This window comes from Arthrobacter sp. B10-11, from assembly GCF_033142195.1.
Taxonomy (GTDB): domain Bacteria; phylum Actinomycetota; class Actinomycetes; order Actinomycetales; family Micrococcaceae; genus Arthrobacter; species Arthrobacter oryzae_C.
In genome coordinates, this window is sequence record NZ_JAWMTH010000002.1 from 807,488 (window position 1) to 822,327 (window position 14,840).

Here is a 14,840-nt window from a genome sequence, read left to right on the forward strand (position 1 = left end):
TATTTTCCGTTTCAGGTATATGTCAATTCAGGAATATTTAGGGCGCTTACCAGCGCCTGCTAGATATCCAGGAACCTGACATCCTTGGCGTTCTGCTGGATGAAGTTTCGACGGGATTCAACGTCCTCGCCCATCAGCACGGTGAAGATCTGGTCCGCAGCGAGGGCATCGTCCATGGTCACCTGGAGGAGCGTCCGGTGGTCCGGGTCCATGGTGGTGTCCCACAGTTCCGTGTAGTCCATCTCGCCAAGTCCCTTGTAGCGCTGGATGCCGTTGTCCTTCGGAATCCGGCGCCCGGCGGCCTGGCCGGCCACGAGCCGGGCGTCGCGTTCACGGTCGCTGTAGACGTAGTCATGCGGAGCGTTGGACCACTTGATGCGGTACAGCGGCGGCTGCGCCAGGTACACATAACCGTTTTCAATCAGCGGGCGCATGTAACGGAACAGGAGCGTCATCAGGAGCGTGGTGATGTGCTGGCCGTCAACGTCGGCATCGGCCATGAGCACGATCTTGTGGTAGCGCAGCTTCGCGAGGTCGAAGTCCTCGCCGATGCCCGTGCCAAAGGCGGTGATCATGGACTGCACCTCGTTGTTGCCGAGTGCCTTGTCCAACCGGGCGCGCTCAACGTTCAGGATCTTGCCGCGCAGCGGGAGGATGGCCTGGGTCTCCGGGTTGCGGCCGCGCTTCGCCGAACCGCCGGCGGAGTCACCCTCCACAATGTAGACCTCGCATTTTTCCGGATCTTTGGAGGAGCAGTCTGACAGCTTGCCCGGCATGCCGAATGACTCCAGCGGGCTCTTGCGGCGGGCGTTGTCACGTGCCTTCCGGGCGGCCATGCGGGCCTGCGCTGCGGAAATCGCCTTGCGAATGACGTCGCGGGCCGGCCCTGGATTGCGCTCCAGCCAGTCGCCCAGGCCGTCGGTGACCACGCGCTGGACGAAACCCTTGACTTCGGAGTTTCCGAGTTTCGTTTTGGTCTGGCCCTCGAACTGCGGTTCCGCCAGTTTCACGGAAATCACGGCCGTGAGGCCTTCGCGGATGTCGTCACCGGTGAGGTTGTCGTCCTTTTCCTTGATGATGTTCTTCTCCCGCGCATAGCGGTTGATCAGCGAGGTCATGGCGGCGCGGAAGCCCTCTTCGTGGGTCCCGCCCTCATGGGTGTTGATGGTGTTGGCGTAGGTGTGTACGCTCTCGGAGTACGCGTTGGTCCACTGCATCGCCATTTCGAGGGCGATTTTTCGTTCCGTGTCCTCGGTTTCGAAGGCGATGACGTCCTCATGGACCACGTCAACCTTCTTGCCGGAGTTCAGGTGCTTCACGTAGTCCAGCAGGCCGTCGTCGTACTGGTAGACAACCGTCCGGTATTCGGCGGCTACTTCACCTTCGGTGGGAACGGCATCGAGGTCCAGATCCTCGTCCTCGGCCGTCTCATGCAGGCCCTGGCGCTCGTCCGTCAGCGTGATGCGCAGCCCCTTGTTGAGGAACGCCATCTGCTGGAAACGGGCACGGAGGGTCTCGAAGTCGAATTCCGTGCTCTCAAAAATGCCGGCATCCGGGTAGAAGGTCTGGGTGGTGCCTGTCGTGTCCGTCTCTTCACCCTGGACCAGGCTGCCCTGGGGCTTGCCGCCGTCAGCGAAGGACATCCGCCAGACGTGGCCTTGCCGCCGCACTTCGGTGTCCACCCGGCTGGAGAGTGCGTTGACCACGGAGATGCCCACGCCGTGCAGGCCGCCGGAGACGGCATAGCCGCCGCCGCCGAACTTTCCTCCGGCGTGCAGGATGGTCATGACGACCTCAACCGTGGGCTTGTGCTCGGTGGGGTGCATGTCCACCGGGATGCCGCGTCCGTCGTCGACCACTTTGACGCCGCCGTCGGCCTGGAGAACAATCTCAATGTGGGTGCAGTACCCCGCGAGTGCTTCGTCTACGGAGTTGTCCACCACTTCATACACCAGGTGGTGGAGTCCGCGGGGACCCGTGGAACCGATGTACATGCCGGGACGTTTCCGGACAGCTTCAAGTCCTTCAAGGACGGTGATGTCGCTCGCACCGTATTCCTTGCGTTCGGCTGCCTTCGCCGGCGCATCAGTTGTACGGGCATCCTCAGCTGCGGGTTCCACTGCCGGGATATCTGCATTGTCGTTAGCCACAGGCGCTTTCGACTCCTCTGTATTCGTATGGCCGGCCGTCACCATCTCCGATAGAAGGGGTTCCTGCCAACAGGCACGTCACTGATAACGCCGATTACTTGGTTGACTGGCGGAACCGCGCCCCGACCGCAGCAAAAGCGCCGGAAAACGGACTCAGTCAACGTTTCACCGGCGCCCAGTTATCTACCACGATTCTACCGTGTTGGAGAGCGTAATCCCGCATTCCAGGGCCGCAAACGCGCGGGAATATGGTGCTGGCAGGCCATTGGCTCCGCCTGCAAGGCTCCAGGGGTTATGCCTCTGGGTTCCTATACGGCCACGGGGCATCAGGGCGCCCTACACGCCGTTTGGCCATTTTTCAAGAGTCGCGGGGAGCTGCCGCCGGCATCGCGCCGGCCGCCATGGTCCTCCGCTATCCGTAGGTGTCCCGGGGACCGCGCCCGTTGACTGTCCGGCCGCCCTTCCGCCAGCTCGGCGCCGCCGGTCCCAGAACCTGGATTTTGGTGACAACGCCCTCGCCCAGTTCGGTGCGGAACTTCTCCAGCAGGCTGAAGCTCAGGAGGCGCAGCTGGGTGGCCCACGCCGTGGAATCGCACCGCACGTGCAGGGTGGTGTCGGTGAAACTCTCCGGGGTGCAGTGCGCCGAAATTTCCGGACCCACCAGGGTGCTCCACTCCGCCATTACCGATCCGACTGCAACCGGGGACGTCCAGCCCCGTTCCGCCACGAGCCGTCCCACCACTTTGCCCAGTCCCAGGGGATCGCGGCCCGTGCCATGGAACTCGGTGAAACCGCGCGTTCCGGCGGCGCTGCGTCCCGGCTTCTTGGCTGCGTTTCCGGGAAGCGGGGACTTCCGGCGGATTTCGCCGCGGGCAGCCGCGGCCTCGCGCATCCGGTTGAGCGCGGCCTGGGGCGCATCGATATCGTCGGGATCACGGCCCGGCTGCAGGCCGCCAGCATCTTTATTCATCGGTTTTCCGACTCATCGATTCCTCCGGGGACCACCTTCACCCGCCGCCCGGCCAGTTCTTCCGGAATATCGGCATCGACGGCGGCGGTCACCAGCACCTGTTCGGCACCGGATACTATTGCCGCCAGTTTACGCCGGCGCTGGACGTCGAGCTCGGCAAACACATCGTCAAGGATCAGGATCGGGGCGGACCCGCCCGTACGGGCGTCGTCGAGCATCACGTAATAGGACGCCAGGCGCAGGGAAAGGCACATGGACCACGTTTCGCCGTGGGAGGCGTACCCCTTCGCGGGCGCCTCGCCGAGGATGAGCTCAACGTCGTCGCGGTGCGGACCAACGAGGGAGACTCCCCGTTCCAGTTCCTTGCGGCGCGACGCCGCAAAAGCCTGAACGTAACGGTCGGCCAGTTCGTCGACGGACAGTTGCCGGAGGTCCTCAACGCGTTCGACGGCGGCGGCTTCCGCAGCGTAGGCCGGCCCGGCGCCGTCGTCGTCCATCATGCCCTGGAGGGTGGACCGATAAATCGCGTCCGCCTCCTTTGACCCGTCGGTCAGCTGGGCGTAGGCCGCCTTCAGGTGGGGACGGATCGTTTCCACCAATGCCAGCCGCGCGTGCAGCAGTTCCGCGCCGGCCCGGGCCATGTGCTGGTCCCACACATCCAGGGTGGCCTCGTGCCCGGCGGTGAACTTCCCGGCACGGCCGGATTTGAGGAGGGCGTTGCGCTGTTTGAGGACCCGGTCGTAGTCAGTGCGCGTGGCGGCGTGGCGCGGCATCAGGCTGACCAGCAGCTCGTCCAGGAAACGCCGGCGGTTGGAAGGATCTCCCTTCACCAGGGCAAGGTCCTCAGGCGCGAAAAGCACCGTCTGGCAAATACCGAGGATGTCGCGGGCACGGACCGGGTTGCTGCGGTTGATCCGGCCGCGGTTGGCGCGGCTCCCGTTGATTTCCAGCTCCAGCACGGTGGACTGCTCGCCGCGGACCAGCTTGGCCCGGATCAGCGCCCGCTCGGTGCCGAAACGCAACAGCGGAGCATCGGAACTGACCCGGTGCGAACTGAGCGTGGCCAGATACCCGATGGCCTCCATCAGGTTGGTCTTGCCGATGCCGTTGTACCCCACCAGCACCGTCACCCCGGGTTCGAAGGTGAGGTCCACCTGGGCATAACTGCGAAAATCGGTCAGCGAAAGCTTTTCTAGGTACACGCCGTCTTCAGGATTCCCGGACTGCTCGAAAAGCCGTTACTTGGCCGGACGGGTGGCATGCCCGCCGAACTGGTGCCGCAGTGCCGACACCATCTTCATGGCCGGGGAGTTATCCTCGCGGGAGGAGAAGCGCGCAAACAACGCCGCTGTGATGGCCGGCGCCGGAACAGCATTGGCAATTGCCTCCTCAACGGTCCAGCGGCCTTCCCCGGAATCCTCGACGTAGTCGTCGATCGAGGCCAGGCCCGGATCCTCGTCCAGGGCCTTGACCATGAGGTCCAGCAGCCAGGAACGCACAACCGTTCCCTTCTGCCAGGCGCGGAAGGTTCCCGGCAGGTCCGTGACGATGTCCTTGGCCGCCAGCAGTTCGTACCCTTCCGCGTACGCCTGCATGAGTCCGTACTCGATGCCGTTGTGCACCATCTTGGCGTAGTGTCCCGCGCCGACGCCGCCAACGTGGACGAAGCTATCCGCCCGGTCGCCCTCGGGACGGAGCGCGTCAAAAACGGGCATCGCCCGTTCAATATCTGCGGCGTCGCCGCCGGCCATCAATCCGTAACCGTTCTGCAGCCCCCACACACCGCCGGATACTCCGCAGTCGGCGAAGCGGATACCCTTCTCGGCCAGCGCTGCGCCGTGCTTCTGGTCCTCGGTGAAGCGGGAGTTTCCGCCGTCGATCACCAGGTCACCGGCGTCGAGCTTGGACCCCAGTTCGGTGATCACGGCGTCGGTGATTTCACCGGCCGGGACCATGACCCAGATGACACGCGGAGCGGGAACAGCCGCGATGAGTTCGTCCACCGTGGCAACGTCGGTCACGTCAGGGTTGCGGTCGAAGCCGGTGACTTCGACGCCGCCTTTGCGCAGCCTCTCGCGCATGTTGAAACCCATTTTGCCAAGGCCGATCAGTCCGATATGCACGGGAGGAACTCTTTTCTGCGCTGGTGTGGTGGAGGGGCTGCGATGGTGGTCCCAACTGGGTCGCATTAGATGTCGTTTTGGCTGCCCATAACGACATCAGCTGCTACCTAGTTGGGAAGGCGCACCGGCATAACCAGATACCGGTAATCGTCCTGGTCTTCGCCGTCGGCGTCAGCCTGCGCGGTGATCATGGCCGGCTTGGGCGCGGTGGTGAACGAGAACCGGACGAACTTTGTTTCAATCACGCTCAGGCCCTCAATGAGGTAGTGCGGGTTGAAAGCAACCGTGATTTCATCGCCTGTCAGATGTGCTTCCAGTTCCTCCGAAGCCTGGGCGTCCTCGCCGGTGCCTGCGTCGAGGTGGAGCTGCCCTTCGGTGAAAGCAAGCCGGACCGGCGTGTTGCGTTCGGCGACGAGGGATACGCGCCGTACGGCCTCGACGAGTTCCTGGGTCTGCACAGTGGCGTGAATCGGGGTGGCGTCCGGGAAGAGCGAACGGATCTTGGGGTAGTCGCCGTCCACCAGCAGGGACGTGGTGGTGCGTCCGCCGCTTTCGAAGCCGATCAGCCGGCTGTCGTCATCCGCCAGGGCGAGGTTGATGTCGCCGCTGTTGCCCAGTGTCTTCGCCACTTCGTTGAGCGTTTTCGCTTTGACCAGGGCACTGGTGGAGATGCCGGGGGTGACCGGCTTCCAGGGCACTTCGCGCATGGCCAGCCGATAGCGGTCCGTGGCCAGCAGGGTGATGAGGTCGTCCTCGATCTCCATCCGGACGCCGGTCAGGATCGGTAGGGTGTCGTCTTTGCTGGCAGCGATGATCACCTGGGATACGGCCTGGGCGAAGGAATCGCCCGGGACTGTTCCGCTGATGGTGGGCAGGGCAGGCAACGGAGGGTATTCGGCTTCGGGCATGGTGGCCAGGTGGAAGCTGCTGCGGCGGCAGGTGAGCGTGACTTTGTTGCCGTCGGTTTCGACGTCGACGGGTGCGGACGGCAGGCTGCGGCAGATGTCAGCCAGAAGGCGTCCGGAAACCAGGATGGTGCCCTCAACGCTGATGTCAGCCGGGATTTCAAGGCGGGCCGAGGTTTCGTAGTCAAAGCTCGAGAGGCTCACTGTGCCGGCTTCGGCCTTGAGGAGGAGCCCGGAAAGCACCGGAACCGGCGGCCGCGGAGACAACGACCGGGCGGTCCATGTGACGGCTTCCGCCAGGACGTCCCGTTCGACTCTGAACTTCACGGAAGGGTGCCGCCTTTCATTGCTGCTGCCATTTTCTGAACGGGAACTCCCGCAGGGAGTTCGCAAAACCTTTGCCCCCGGACACCGGAACCTGCATGGTCCGCGCTTGCTGAACCACAAACAGACCCAAGGATGGGAGCGCTGCTGACAGCTTAGCCGGAAGATCCAGGTTTTCCCCATCCCCGGCAGGGACGCTGGCCCTTTCGGGCCGAGGACCCGATGTTGTGTGCGGCAGGGAACGAGATTGTTGTTTGAGGGAATTTCAATTTTTTGGGATTAGTAGTGTTAATAACTGCTGTGGAAACTGTGGATAACCCTGTTTCACGGCACGATCCCGCGGTTAAGCCCTGTTCATCCGTTGTGGGTGAAGCAGGTTTTAAACAGGGTGTGGATGGGGACAACTTTTTTGGCCGTTTCGCTGATCCACAGATGCCTTAAGGGTTTTAAGCCCATTAACCGCGGTTGTCCCCTTAACTATCCACAGGCTTATCCACATGCCCCTGTTAATAAGGTAAGGAGACGGGCCGTGAGCCGGGCTTAGGAATCCCGCTGCTGCTGCTTGATGCGGTTGGTCAGCTCCGTAACCTGGTTGTAGATCACACGGCGCTCGGCCATCAGCTCACGGATTTTGCGGTCTGCGTGGATCACCGTGGTGTGGTCCCGCCCGCCGAGCTCCTGCCCGATCTTGGGAAGCGACATGTCCGTCAGCTCGCGGCACAGGTACATGGCGATCTGGCGGGCGGTCACCAGCGTGCGCGTCCGGGACTTGCTGCAGAGCTCTTCCATGCTGAGCTTGAAGTAGTCGGCCGTCTGGGTCAGGATCTGCGCCGAGGTGATCTCCTGTGCGCCGTCGTCCGTGATCAGGTCCTTGAGCACCATTTCAGCCAGGGCGACATCCACAGGCTGGCGGTTCAGGCTGGCGAAGGCGGTGACGCGGATAAGGGCGCCTTCAAGTTCGCGGATGTTGCTGGAAATCTTCGATGCAATGTATTCCAGTGCGTCGTCCGGAGCTGAGAGGCCTTCGCTGAGGGCCTTCTTGCGGAGGATTGCGATCCGGGTTTCCAATTCCGGCGGCTGGATGTCGGTCAGCAGGCCCCATTCGAAGCGGGACTTCATCCGGTCCTCGAATCCTGCGAGCAGCTTGGGCGGCTGGTCGGAGGTGATGACAACCTGCTTGTTGTTGTTGTGGAGCGCGTTGAAGGTGTGGAAGAACTCCTCCAGCGTGCGGTCCTTGCCGGCCAGGAACTGGATGTCATCGATCAGCAGGACATCCACGTTCCGGTATGTGGTCTTGAAGCTGGTGCCCTCATCGTCGCGGATGGAGTTGATGAAGTCGTTGGTGAATTCCTCGGAGTTCACGTAGCGGACCCGGATGCCGCTGTAGAGCCGGCGGGCGTAGTGACCGATCGCGTGCAGCAGGTGGGTCTTGCCCAGGCCGGAATCCCCGTAGATGAACAGCGGGTTGTAGGCCTTGGCCGGGGCCTCGGCGACGGCGACGGCGGCCGCGTGGGCAAACCGGTTCGATGAACCAATCACGAAGGTGTCGAACACATACTTCGGGTTCAGCCGGCCGAACTCGTGGGATGTGCTCGGCAGCATGGGCTGCGGCTTCTGTTCCACGGTGGGGTCAGTCGCCAGGGAAAGTTCGACGGCGGGCTCCGGCTCAGTGTGCAGGGGCACCAGATCGGTGTCGACGTCGATGGCGCACCGGATGTCGTCGGAAAAAACGTTGTGCAGGGCGTCGTCAAGGGCTTCCTTGACCTGGGTCTGCAGCACTTCGCGGGTGAGTTCGTTGGGCACGGCCACCAGCAGCGTGGAACCGATCAGTCCCTGCGCCTGGGCGAGGATGACGAAGCCGCGCTGCCGGGGTGAAACCCGGTGGTCCTGCTCCAGAAGGCTCACAACCCGCCGCCAGGAACTTCCGACAGTATTCGCGTGGTTGGCTTCGTCTACTGTCATCAATCAGTTCCTCAAACTTGCTTGCCTGCATTACCTGCAGCCACAAGTCCTGAACCAGGGGCTGGTTCCGGCTTATATCCACAGGGTTATGCACAGAGCGTGGATAATCGGCTACTGAGCCACTCTAGGGGATGAAAAGCCTAGAAGATAGCTGGGTCGAGTCCTGTGGATAATTACACCGGTGTGGTTCGAAAACGGGTCCTGTGAGCCACTTCATCCACAGGCTGTGGGCAGGGGTTAACCACAGCCGGTGGAGTGCGGTGAGAGTCAGCCCGGTTTGACGAGGGGACGCTTTTTGGCCTAACGTTGTGAAGTCCTTTGTGTCCGCTTTTCGACCTCATTTGAATCTCTCTGACGTTCTGCGTCCTACGAGCCGAGGGCAGCGTGCATATACAAAACTTAGCGTCGGCCAGTTCTTCCCCTTTTTGATCGGGTGGGCGCACCTTTGATCCACTGGAGTAACTAACGTGAGCAAGCGGACTTTTCAGCCGAATAACCGCCGTCGAGCCAAGAAGCACGGCTTCCGCCTTCGTATGCGTACCCGTGCCGGCCGTGCCATCCTGGCAGCCCGTCGTGGCAAGGGCCGCACCGAACTGTCGGCCTAAATACACTGACTCGTCGGTCAACATCCCTTTGCGAGTTTGACGGTGCTAGCCACCAGGAACCGTCTGAGGACCTCAACCGATTTTTCAACAACTGTACGTTCCGGCGTCCGCAATGGACGCCGGAACGTAGTGTTATATACGGTAGCTATTGCTGCTGACGAACCAAGCCGGATCGGATTCATCGTTTCCAAGAGTGTTGGGAACGCTGTTGTCAGGAACCTCGTTAAGAGGAGACTGAGGGAAGCCGGTGCTTTGTCGTTGCAGGAATACGGTACCGGGTTCGCCATTGTGGTCCGGGCACTGCCTGCGGCCTCGTCTGCCAGCTGGGACCAACTGCTGGCGGACTACAACGCCGCTCTGGAAACGACCATGAAACGGCTGGGCGGCCGCCTTCCTCGGGCCGCGTCAGCGGTTTCACGGCAAACAACACAGGAAGGGACACCGCGTGCGTAACTCCGTAGCCGCCGTCGTCCGCTTCTTCAAACCGGCAGCGGCCCTGGTGGGCAAGACGCTCTGGAACCTGCCCCGCAACTTTCTCATACTGCTGCTGATGGCCTACCGCAAGGTGATTTCGCCCTTGTACGGCCAGGTTTGCCGCTTCTTTCCTTCGTGCTCGGCCTACGCCCTCGAAGCGATCACCGTGCACGGTGCCGTCAAAGGAAGCTGGCTGGCAGTCCGGCGCCTGGCGCGCTGCCATCCCTGGAACGCCGGCGGCGTGGACCACGTCCCCGCCGGTCACCGCCACTGGCCTGAACACCAGACCCCCACAATTGTTGTACTGAACAACCCGGACAAGTACCTGGCTGCGCAGTCTGATGGAGAAGGCCGCACTGCGGCCTAACGAATAGGGATATCGTATGGACTTCTTTGAAACAATCATGTTTCCGTTCAAGTGGCTTGTTTCCATCATCATGGTGGGCTTCCACGAGGGCCTGAGCAGCATCGGCCTGCCGGAGGCTTCCGGCTGGACATGGACCCTGTCCATCATCGGGCTGGTGCTGGTGATCCGTGCCGCCCTGATTCCCGTGTTCGTCAAGCAGATCAAGGCCCAGCGCGGCATGCAGCTGCTGCAGCCTGACCTGAAGAAGCTCCAGGACAAGTACAAGGGCAAGACCGACCAGCTTTCCCGCCAGGCCATGGCGCAGGAACAGATGGCCATGTACAAGAAGCACGGCACCAACCCGTTCTCGGCCTGCCTGCCCATGCTGATCCAGATGCCGTTCTTCTTCGCACTGTTCACCGTGCTCTCCGGCATCAGCACGGCCCGTGACAAGGGCCTCGGTATCGGGGCGATGAGCCACGATCAGGTAGTTCAGTTTGATGAGTCCACCATCTTCGGGGCAACGCTCTCCGCATCGCTGCTGCACGGTGGCGAGGGGAACCTGACTTCCGTGTGGATCCTGTCCATCGTGATGATCCTTGCCATGACGGCCTCGCAGTTCATCACGCAGAAGCAGATCATGGCCAAGAACATGTCCGAAGAGGCCATGGCCAGCCCGTTCATGCGCCAGCAGAAAATGATGCTCTACATCCTGCCGATCGTCTTCGGCGTGGGCGGAATCAACTTCCCGATCGGTGTCCTCATCTACTGGACCACCACCAACCTGTGGACCATGGCACAGCAGTTCTTCGTCATCCGCCGCATGCCGACGCCGGGATCCCCCGCCGCCAAGGCCCTCGCCGAACGCCGTGCCGCCAAGGGCCTTCCGGCCCTGCCCATCCTGGGAGGCAAGAAAGCCGACGTCGAGGCTGAAGCCGCCGCCGCCGCCGCGGTCGCCGAGGCCAAGGGCCAGCGCATCCAGCCACAACGCAAGAACAGGAAGAAGAAGTAATGTCTGTCGATAGCACCGAAAACGCCGTTTCCGCCGAGGCCATTGAAGACCAGGACGACGCCCGGGACGAGACCCAGGATTCGGACAAAGGTTCATCCGCGAGCCGGCTGGAAGAAGAAGGCGACGTCGCAGCAGATTACCTTGAGGAACTGCTGGACATTGCCGACATCGACGGCGACATCGACATTGAGGTCCGCAACGGACGGACCTACATTTCCATCGTGGCCGAGGAAGAGTCAGCAGGCCTCGAAAGCCTGGTTGGCCGGGACGGCGAGGTGCTGGAAGCCCTGCAGGAGCTGACCCGCCTCTCGGTCCTTTCCGCCACGGAGAACCGCTCCCGTCTGGTGCTGGACATCAACGGGTACCGCCAGGAGCGTGCGGGCCACCTGCAGAAGATCGCAGAGGACGCTGTTGCCTCCGTGAAGGAGTCCGGCAACGCTGTCGCACTGGAACCGATGAGCGCTTACGAGCGGAAGATCGTCCACGATGCCGTGGCCGACCTCGGCTTCGTCAGCGAATCTGAAGGCGAAGGTGCCGGGAGGCACATCGTTGTTTCCGCAGACTGAAGACGCCGGGACGCAGACAATGGTTGAAATTACTGCTGCGGAGCTCAGGGCAGCCGAGGCCATCTTTGGTGATCGGCTCGAGCTCGCCAAACGTTACGTGCAACACCTGGCTACATCCGGGACAGAGCGCGGCCTGATCGGCCCCCGCGAGATACCGCGGCTGTGGAGCCGGCATGTGCTGAACTGCGCCGTAATCGAGCGGGAAATCGCCCCGGGCAGTCACGTTGCTGATGTTGGGAGCGGCGCCGGTCTGCCGGGGCTGTGCCTGGCCATCGCGCGTCCCGACCTTGAACTGACCCTGATCGAACCCCTGGAACGCAGGGTGATTTGGCTCCAGGAAGTCGTGGACGATCTCGGACTGAGCAACGTGACGGTGATGCGGACCCGCGCTGAACTGGCCGTGGGCATGGTGAATGCGGACGTGGTCACCGCCCGGGCGGTTTCCGCGTTGTCCAACCTTGCCGGACTGACCATCCCCCTGCTTGCGGGGAAGGGTGAGGTTGTGGCGATCAAGGGCCGCAGTGCCGGCGAGGAGATCGAGAAGGCGGCCAAGGCCATCCGCAAGCTCGGTGGTGTGCAGACTTCTGTGGTGGTGGTCGGCGAGGATCTCCTTGAGGAACCCACCACTGTGGTCCGAATCATCGTTAATAAGACGCAAAAGATTGCCTAGCCTCTGGCCCGGTGCCACAGGACTTTTGGGGGAAGCGGTTAGGCTAGTGAACGGCAGAAAAAGCCGAATGAGAGTGAGTGTGTCACAGTGACCAGTAGCGAAGCCTCCACACAGCGGATACCCCCGTTCGTGTCCCTGGGGTCCGCGCGGGCCATGGTCGCGCCCTCCATCGCGCCGACCGATGCGTGGAATCACCTGAATTCGGTTGCGAGCCGCTCTAAGTCGGCGGCGGTTTCACGTGAAACTGGCGCTTCGGTGTCCGGTAATGTCATGGACTCGATCGATGACTCCAGCCCGATCGCCCGCGACCTGGCCCACGAAAACAGGCGCCGGGAACGATTGATCGGCCGGCAGCTTCCGAAGCCGGAGAAGACCCGCGTCTTTACGGTTTCGAACCAGAAGGGCGGGGTTGGTAAGACAACCACCACCGTCAATATCGCAGCCGCCCTCGCTGCCGCCGGACTGAACGTCATGGTCATTGACATTGACCCCCAGGGGAACGCCTCCACAGCCTTGGGTATTGAACACCACGCGGACGTGGACAGCATCTACGATGTCCTGATCAATGACGTACCGCTCAAAGACGTCGTGGCCCACTGCCCGGACATCGACAACCTGATCTGCGCGCCGGCCACTATCCATTTGGCCGGCGCCGAAATCGAACTGGTGTCCCTCGTGGCCCGGGAACAGCGCCTCCGCCGCGCCATCGACGTGTATGCCAAGGAGCGCCAGAAGGCCGGCGAACCCCGCCTTGACTACATCTTCATTGACTGCCCGCCGAGCCTCGGACTGCTGACGGTCAATGCCTTCTGCGCCGCCAGCGAAGTGCTGATCCCCATCCAGTGCGAGTACTACGCCTTGGAAGGCCTCAGCCAGCTGCTGAAGAACATTGAGATGATCCAGAAGCACCTCAACGCCGAGCTGGTTGTGTCCACCATTCTTCTCACCATGTACGACGGCCGCACCAACCTTGCCGCGCAGGTGGCTGCCGAAGTCCGCCAGCACTTCCCGGACCAGGTCCTTGGGGCCGTCGTGCCGCGCTCGGTGCGGATCTCCGAGGCGCCCAGTTACCAGCAGACTGTGATGACCTATGATCCGTCCTCCAGCGGAGCACTCTCCTACTTGGAAGCCGCAGCGGAAATCGCTGAACGTTAGAATTTTCAACAATTGCACTAGCCAGAGTCGGGTATGCCGGACTCTTCCATTGGAGGGATTTACCTATGAGCGATAAGCGACGCGGCCTCGGTCGTGGTCTTGGCGCACTCATTCCAAGTTCCGCTCCGGCTAACGCTTCCGGCAATGGTGCCGCGCCTTCACGGCCAGTGGACTTGTTCTTTCCGGAAGCCAGGAAGACGCCCACGAACGCAGCGGCGGTTGCCATCGATGAAGACGCAGCTCCGTCATCGTCCAGTCCAGCCGAGAAGCCCGCCGGCAAAACGACGCCTGCCGAAACGAAGACGCCCTCCCGGAAACCGGCAGCCAAGTCAGTCGATTCTGACAAGATTGAAGAGAACGGAGCCGGTTCAGCTCCGGCGGTTGCTACCACAGAGACCCTCCCGGAACTCGTGGAAGTCCCCGGTGTCAGGTTCGCTGAAATTCCGGTGGGCGACATCCATCCCAACCGCAAACAGCCGCGTTCCGTCTTTGACGAGGACGACATGGCGGAGCTCATTCACTCTGTTCGTGAAATAGGCGTCCTCCAGCCAATTGTGGTCCGTACCTCAACCGAAAAAGGTGGCGAACCCTTTGAGCTCGTCATGGGTGAGCGTCGTTGGCGGGCAGTGCAGGCCGCGGGCCTTGAAACTATCCCGGCAATCGTCAGGGATACCACTGATGATGACCTGCTTCGGGACGCACTCCTCGAAAACCTTCACCGCAGCCAGCTGAACCCGCTTGAAGAAGCTGCAGCCTACCAACAGCTGCTGGAGGATTTCGGCACGACGCATGAGCAGCTTGCCGACCGCATCGGCCGGTCGCGGCCCCAGGTCTCAAATACGCTGCGACTGCTCAAGCTGCCGCCGTTGGTGCAGCGTAGGGTGGCTGCAAGCGTTCTGTCGGCAGGTCACGCCCGCGCGCTTCTTGCGCTGCCCGATGCGGCGGCGATGGAACGCTTGGCACAGAAGATCGTTGCAGAGGGAATGTCGGTCCGGGCAACCGAGGAAGCCGTAACGCTCTACCAGAGCCCGGGTACGCCGGCCAAGAGCAACGTTCCACGCCCGGGTGCCCGTCATGAGCGCTTGGACTACCTTGCGTCTTCCTTGTCGGATCGGTTGGATACCAACGTAAAGATCTCGCTCGGCGCCCGGAAGGGTCGCGTGAGTATCGAGTTCGCCAGCGTGGAGGACTTGAACCGGATCATGGATGTACTGACACCGGGTGCAGAAAACTAAGTATCGTCGCACTTCTTGAGCGGGGCCTGTTTCACGTGAAACAGGCCCCGCTTTTGTACCCGCCGAGCTGACTTTTTGCCATTCACATGCACACAGCGGAGCAGGCCAGTGATGCGCATCCCTAGTGGTCCAGTTCCGTAGTAGTCGAGTGCGTCGACCCGGAGAAGTCCAGTGCGGTGGACCTTGGGGACGATACAGCAGAGTCCTTCTATGGGGTTCGGCAGTGCCAGCGGGCTCTTTGGCGCGGATATGTTGCGGACTATCCAGCTAGGTCCCCGGCCCGAGCCTATGGCTCCATCTATGGTGCCCTCAGGGGCTTCCAGATGATGCCAGGGCCTCGGTA

At 62.1% G+C, this 14,840-nt stretch carries 14 protein-coding genes; 8 read left to right on the forward strand and 6 right to left on the reverse strand.

The features are described 5' to 3' along the window. Nucleotides 1-59: 59 nt before the first annotated feature. The 6 genes from gyrB to dnaA all read right to left on the reverse strand — a co-directional run bounded on the left by gyrB (nucleotide 60) and on the right by dnaA (nucleotide 8,434). Nucleotides 60-2,150, reverse strand: a complete 2,091-nt coding sequence (gene gyrB, locus RW112_RS09440) for a DNA topoisomerase (ATP-hydrolyzing) subunit B (RefSeq protein WP_317781485.1) — start codon at nucleotides 2,148-2,150, stop codon at nucleotides 60-62. A gap of 412 nt (nucleotides 2,151-2,562) precedes the next feature. Continuing rightward, nucleotides 2,563-3,120, reverse strand: a complete 558-nt coding sequence (locus RW112_RS09445) for a DUF721 domain-containing protein (RefSeq protein WP_317781486.1) — start codon at nucleotides 3,118-3,120, stop codon at nucleotides 2,563-2,565. Then, nucleotides 3,117-4,322 (reverse strand): DNA replication/repair protein RecF, encoded by a 1,206-nt coding sequence (gene recF / locus RW112_RS09450; protein WP_317781487.1) that lies wholly within the window; start codon nucleotides 4,320-4,322, stop codon nucleotides 3,117-3,119. Before recF ends, RW112_RS09445 begins: the two co-directional genes overlap by 4 nt. A gap of 36 nt (nucleotides 4,323-4,358) precedes the next feature. Further along, entirely contained in the window at nucleotides 4,359-5,243 is an 885-nt protein-coding gene (gene gnd, locus RW112_RS09455; protein ID WP_317781488.1) for a phosphogluconate dehydrogenase (NAD(+)-dependent, decarboxylating), read from the reverse strand. 107 nt (nucleotides 5,244-5,350) lie between these two features. Beyond that, the gene (dnaN, locus tag RW112_RS09460) at nucleotides 5,351-6,475 is read right to left on the reverse strand and encodes a DNA polymerase III subunit beta (RefSeq protein ID WP_317781489.1); all 1,125 of its coding nucleotides are present in this window, start codon (nucleotides 6,473-6,475) and stop codon (nucleotides 5,351-5,353) included. Nucleotides 6,476-7,012: 537 nt separating this feature from the next. After that, the gene (gene dnaA, locus RW112_RS09465; protein ID WP_043479795.1) at nucleotides 7,013-8,434 is read right to left on the reverse strand and encodes a chromosomal replication initiator protein DnaA; all 1,422 of its coding nucleotides are present in this window, start codon (nucleotides 8,432-8,434) and stop codon (nucleotides 7,013-7,015) included. Between the two features lie 467 nt (nucleotides 8,435-8,901). On the opposite strand from dnaA, the gene rpmH reads away from it, so the two are divergent. The 8 genes from rpmH (at nucleotide 8,902) to RW112_RS09505 (ending at nucleotide 14,497) form a co-directional block, all read left to right on the forward strand. Beyond that, on the forward strand, nucleotides 8,902-9,039 hold the full coding sequence (gene rpmH, locus RW112_RS09470) for a 50S ribosomal protein L34 (RefSeq protein ID WP_003800212.1): 138 nt from the start codon (nucleotides 8,902-8,904) through the stop codon (nucleotides 9,037-9,039). A gap of 42 nt (nucleotides 9,040-9,081) precedes the next feature. Next, nucleotides 9,082-9,492: a ribonuclease P protein component gene (gene rnpA / locus RW112_RS09475; protein ID WP_305943507.1), complete on the forward strand. Its 411-nt coding sequence runs from the start codon at nucleotides 9,082-9,084 to the stop codon at nucleotides 9,490-9,492. Next, the gene (gene yidD, locus RW112_RS09480) at nucleotides 9,485-9,880 is read left to right on the forward strand and encodes a membrane protein insertion efficiency factor YidD (RefSeq protein WP_317781491.1); all 396 of its coding nucleotides are present in this window, start codon (nucleotides 9,485-9,487) and stop codon (nucleotides 9,878-9,880) included. The genes rnpA and yidD overlap by 8 nt, the downstream gene beginning before the upstream one ends. 16 nt (nucleotides 9,881-9,896) lie before the next feature. After that, on the forward strand, nucleotides 9,897-10,871 hold the full coding sequence (yidC, locus tag RW112_RS09485; RefSeq protein ID WP_317781493.1) for a membrane protein insertase YidC: 975 nt from the start codon (nucleotides 9,897-9,899) through the stop codon (nucleotides 10,869-10,871). Beyond that, complete coding sequence (locus tag RW112_RS09490; protein ID WP_317781494.1) at nucleotides 10,871-11,437, forward strand: protein jag; 567 nt, start codon at nucleotides 10,871-10,873, stop codon at nucleotides 11,435-11,437. The genes yidC and RW112_RS09490 overlap by 1 nt, the downstream gene beginning before the upstream one ends. A gap of 19 nt (nucleotides 11,438-11,456) precedes the next feature. Continuing rightward, complete coding sequence (gene rsmG / locus RW112_RS09495; RefSeq protein WP_317781495.1) at nucleotides 11,457-12,107, forward strand: 16S rRNA (guanine(527)-N(7))-methyltransferase RsmG; 651 nt, start codon at nucleotides 11,457-11,459, stop codon at nucleotides 12,105-12,107. Between the two features lie 87 nt (nucleotides 12,108-12,194). Beyond that, the gene (locus tag RW112_RS09500) at nucleotides 12,195-13,262 is read left to right on the forward strand and encodes a ParA family protein (protein ID WP_317781496.1); all 1,068 of its coding nucleotides are present in this window, start codon (nucleotides 12,195-12,197) and stop codon (nucleotides 13,260-13,262) included. A 65-nt stretch (nucleotides 13,263-13,327) separates the two neighbouring features. Then, the gene (locus tag RW112_RS09505; RefSeq protein WP_317781497.1) at nucleotides 13,328-14,497 is read left to right on the forward strand and encodes a ParB/RepB/Spo0J family partition protein; all 1,170 of its coding nucleotides are present in this window, start codon (nucleotides 13,328-13,330) and stop codon (nucleotides 14,495-14,497) included. Nucleotides 14,498-14,840: the final 343 nt, after the last annotated feature.

Coding starts and splice junctions, on each gene's coding strand:
- dnaA (WP_043479795.1), bottom strand. CDS start 8,434: ATGACAGTAGACGAAGCCAACCACGCGAATACTGTCGGAAGTTCCTGG.
- RW112_RS09505 (WP_317781497.1), top strand. CDS start 13,328: ATGAGCGATAAGCGACGCGGCCTCGGTCGTGGTCTTGGCGCACTCATT.
- RW112_RS09445 (WP_317781486.1), bottom strand. CDS start 3,120: ATGAATAAAGATGCTGGCGGCCTGCAGCCGGGCCGTGATCCCGACGAT.
- rsmG (WP_317781495.1), top strand. CDS start 11,457: ATGGTTGAAATTACTGCTGCGGAGCTCAGGGCAGCCGAGGCCATCTTT.
- RW112_RS09490 (WP_317781494.1), top strand. CDS start 10,871: ATGTCTGTCGATAGCACCGAAAACGCCGTTTCCGCCGAGGCCATTGAA.
- yidC (WP_317781493.1), top strand. CDS start 9,897: ATGGACTTCTTTGAAACAATCATGTTTCCGTTCAAGTGGCTTGTTTCC.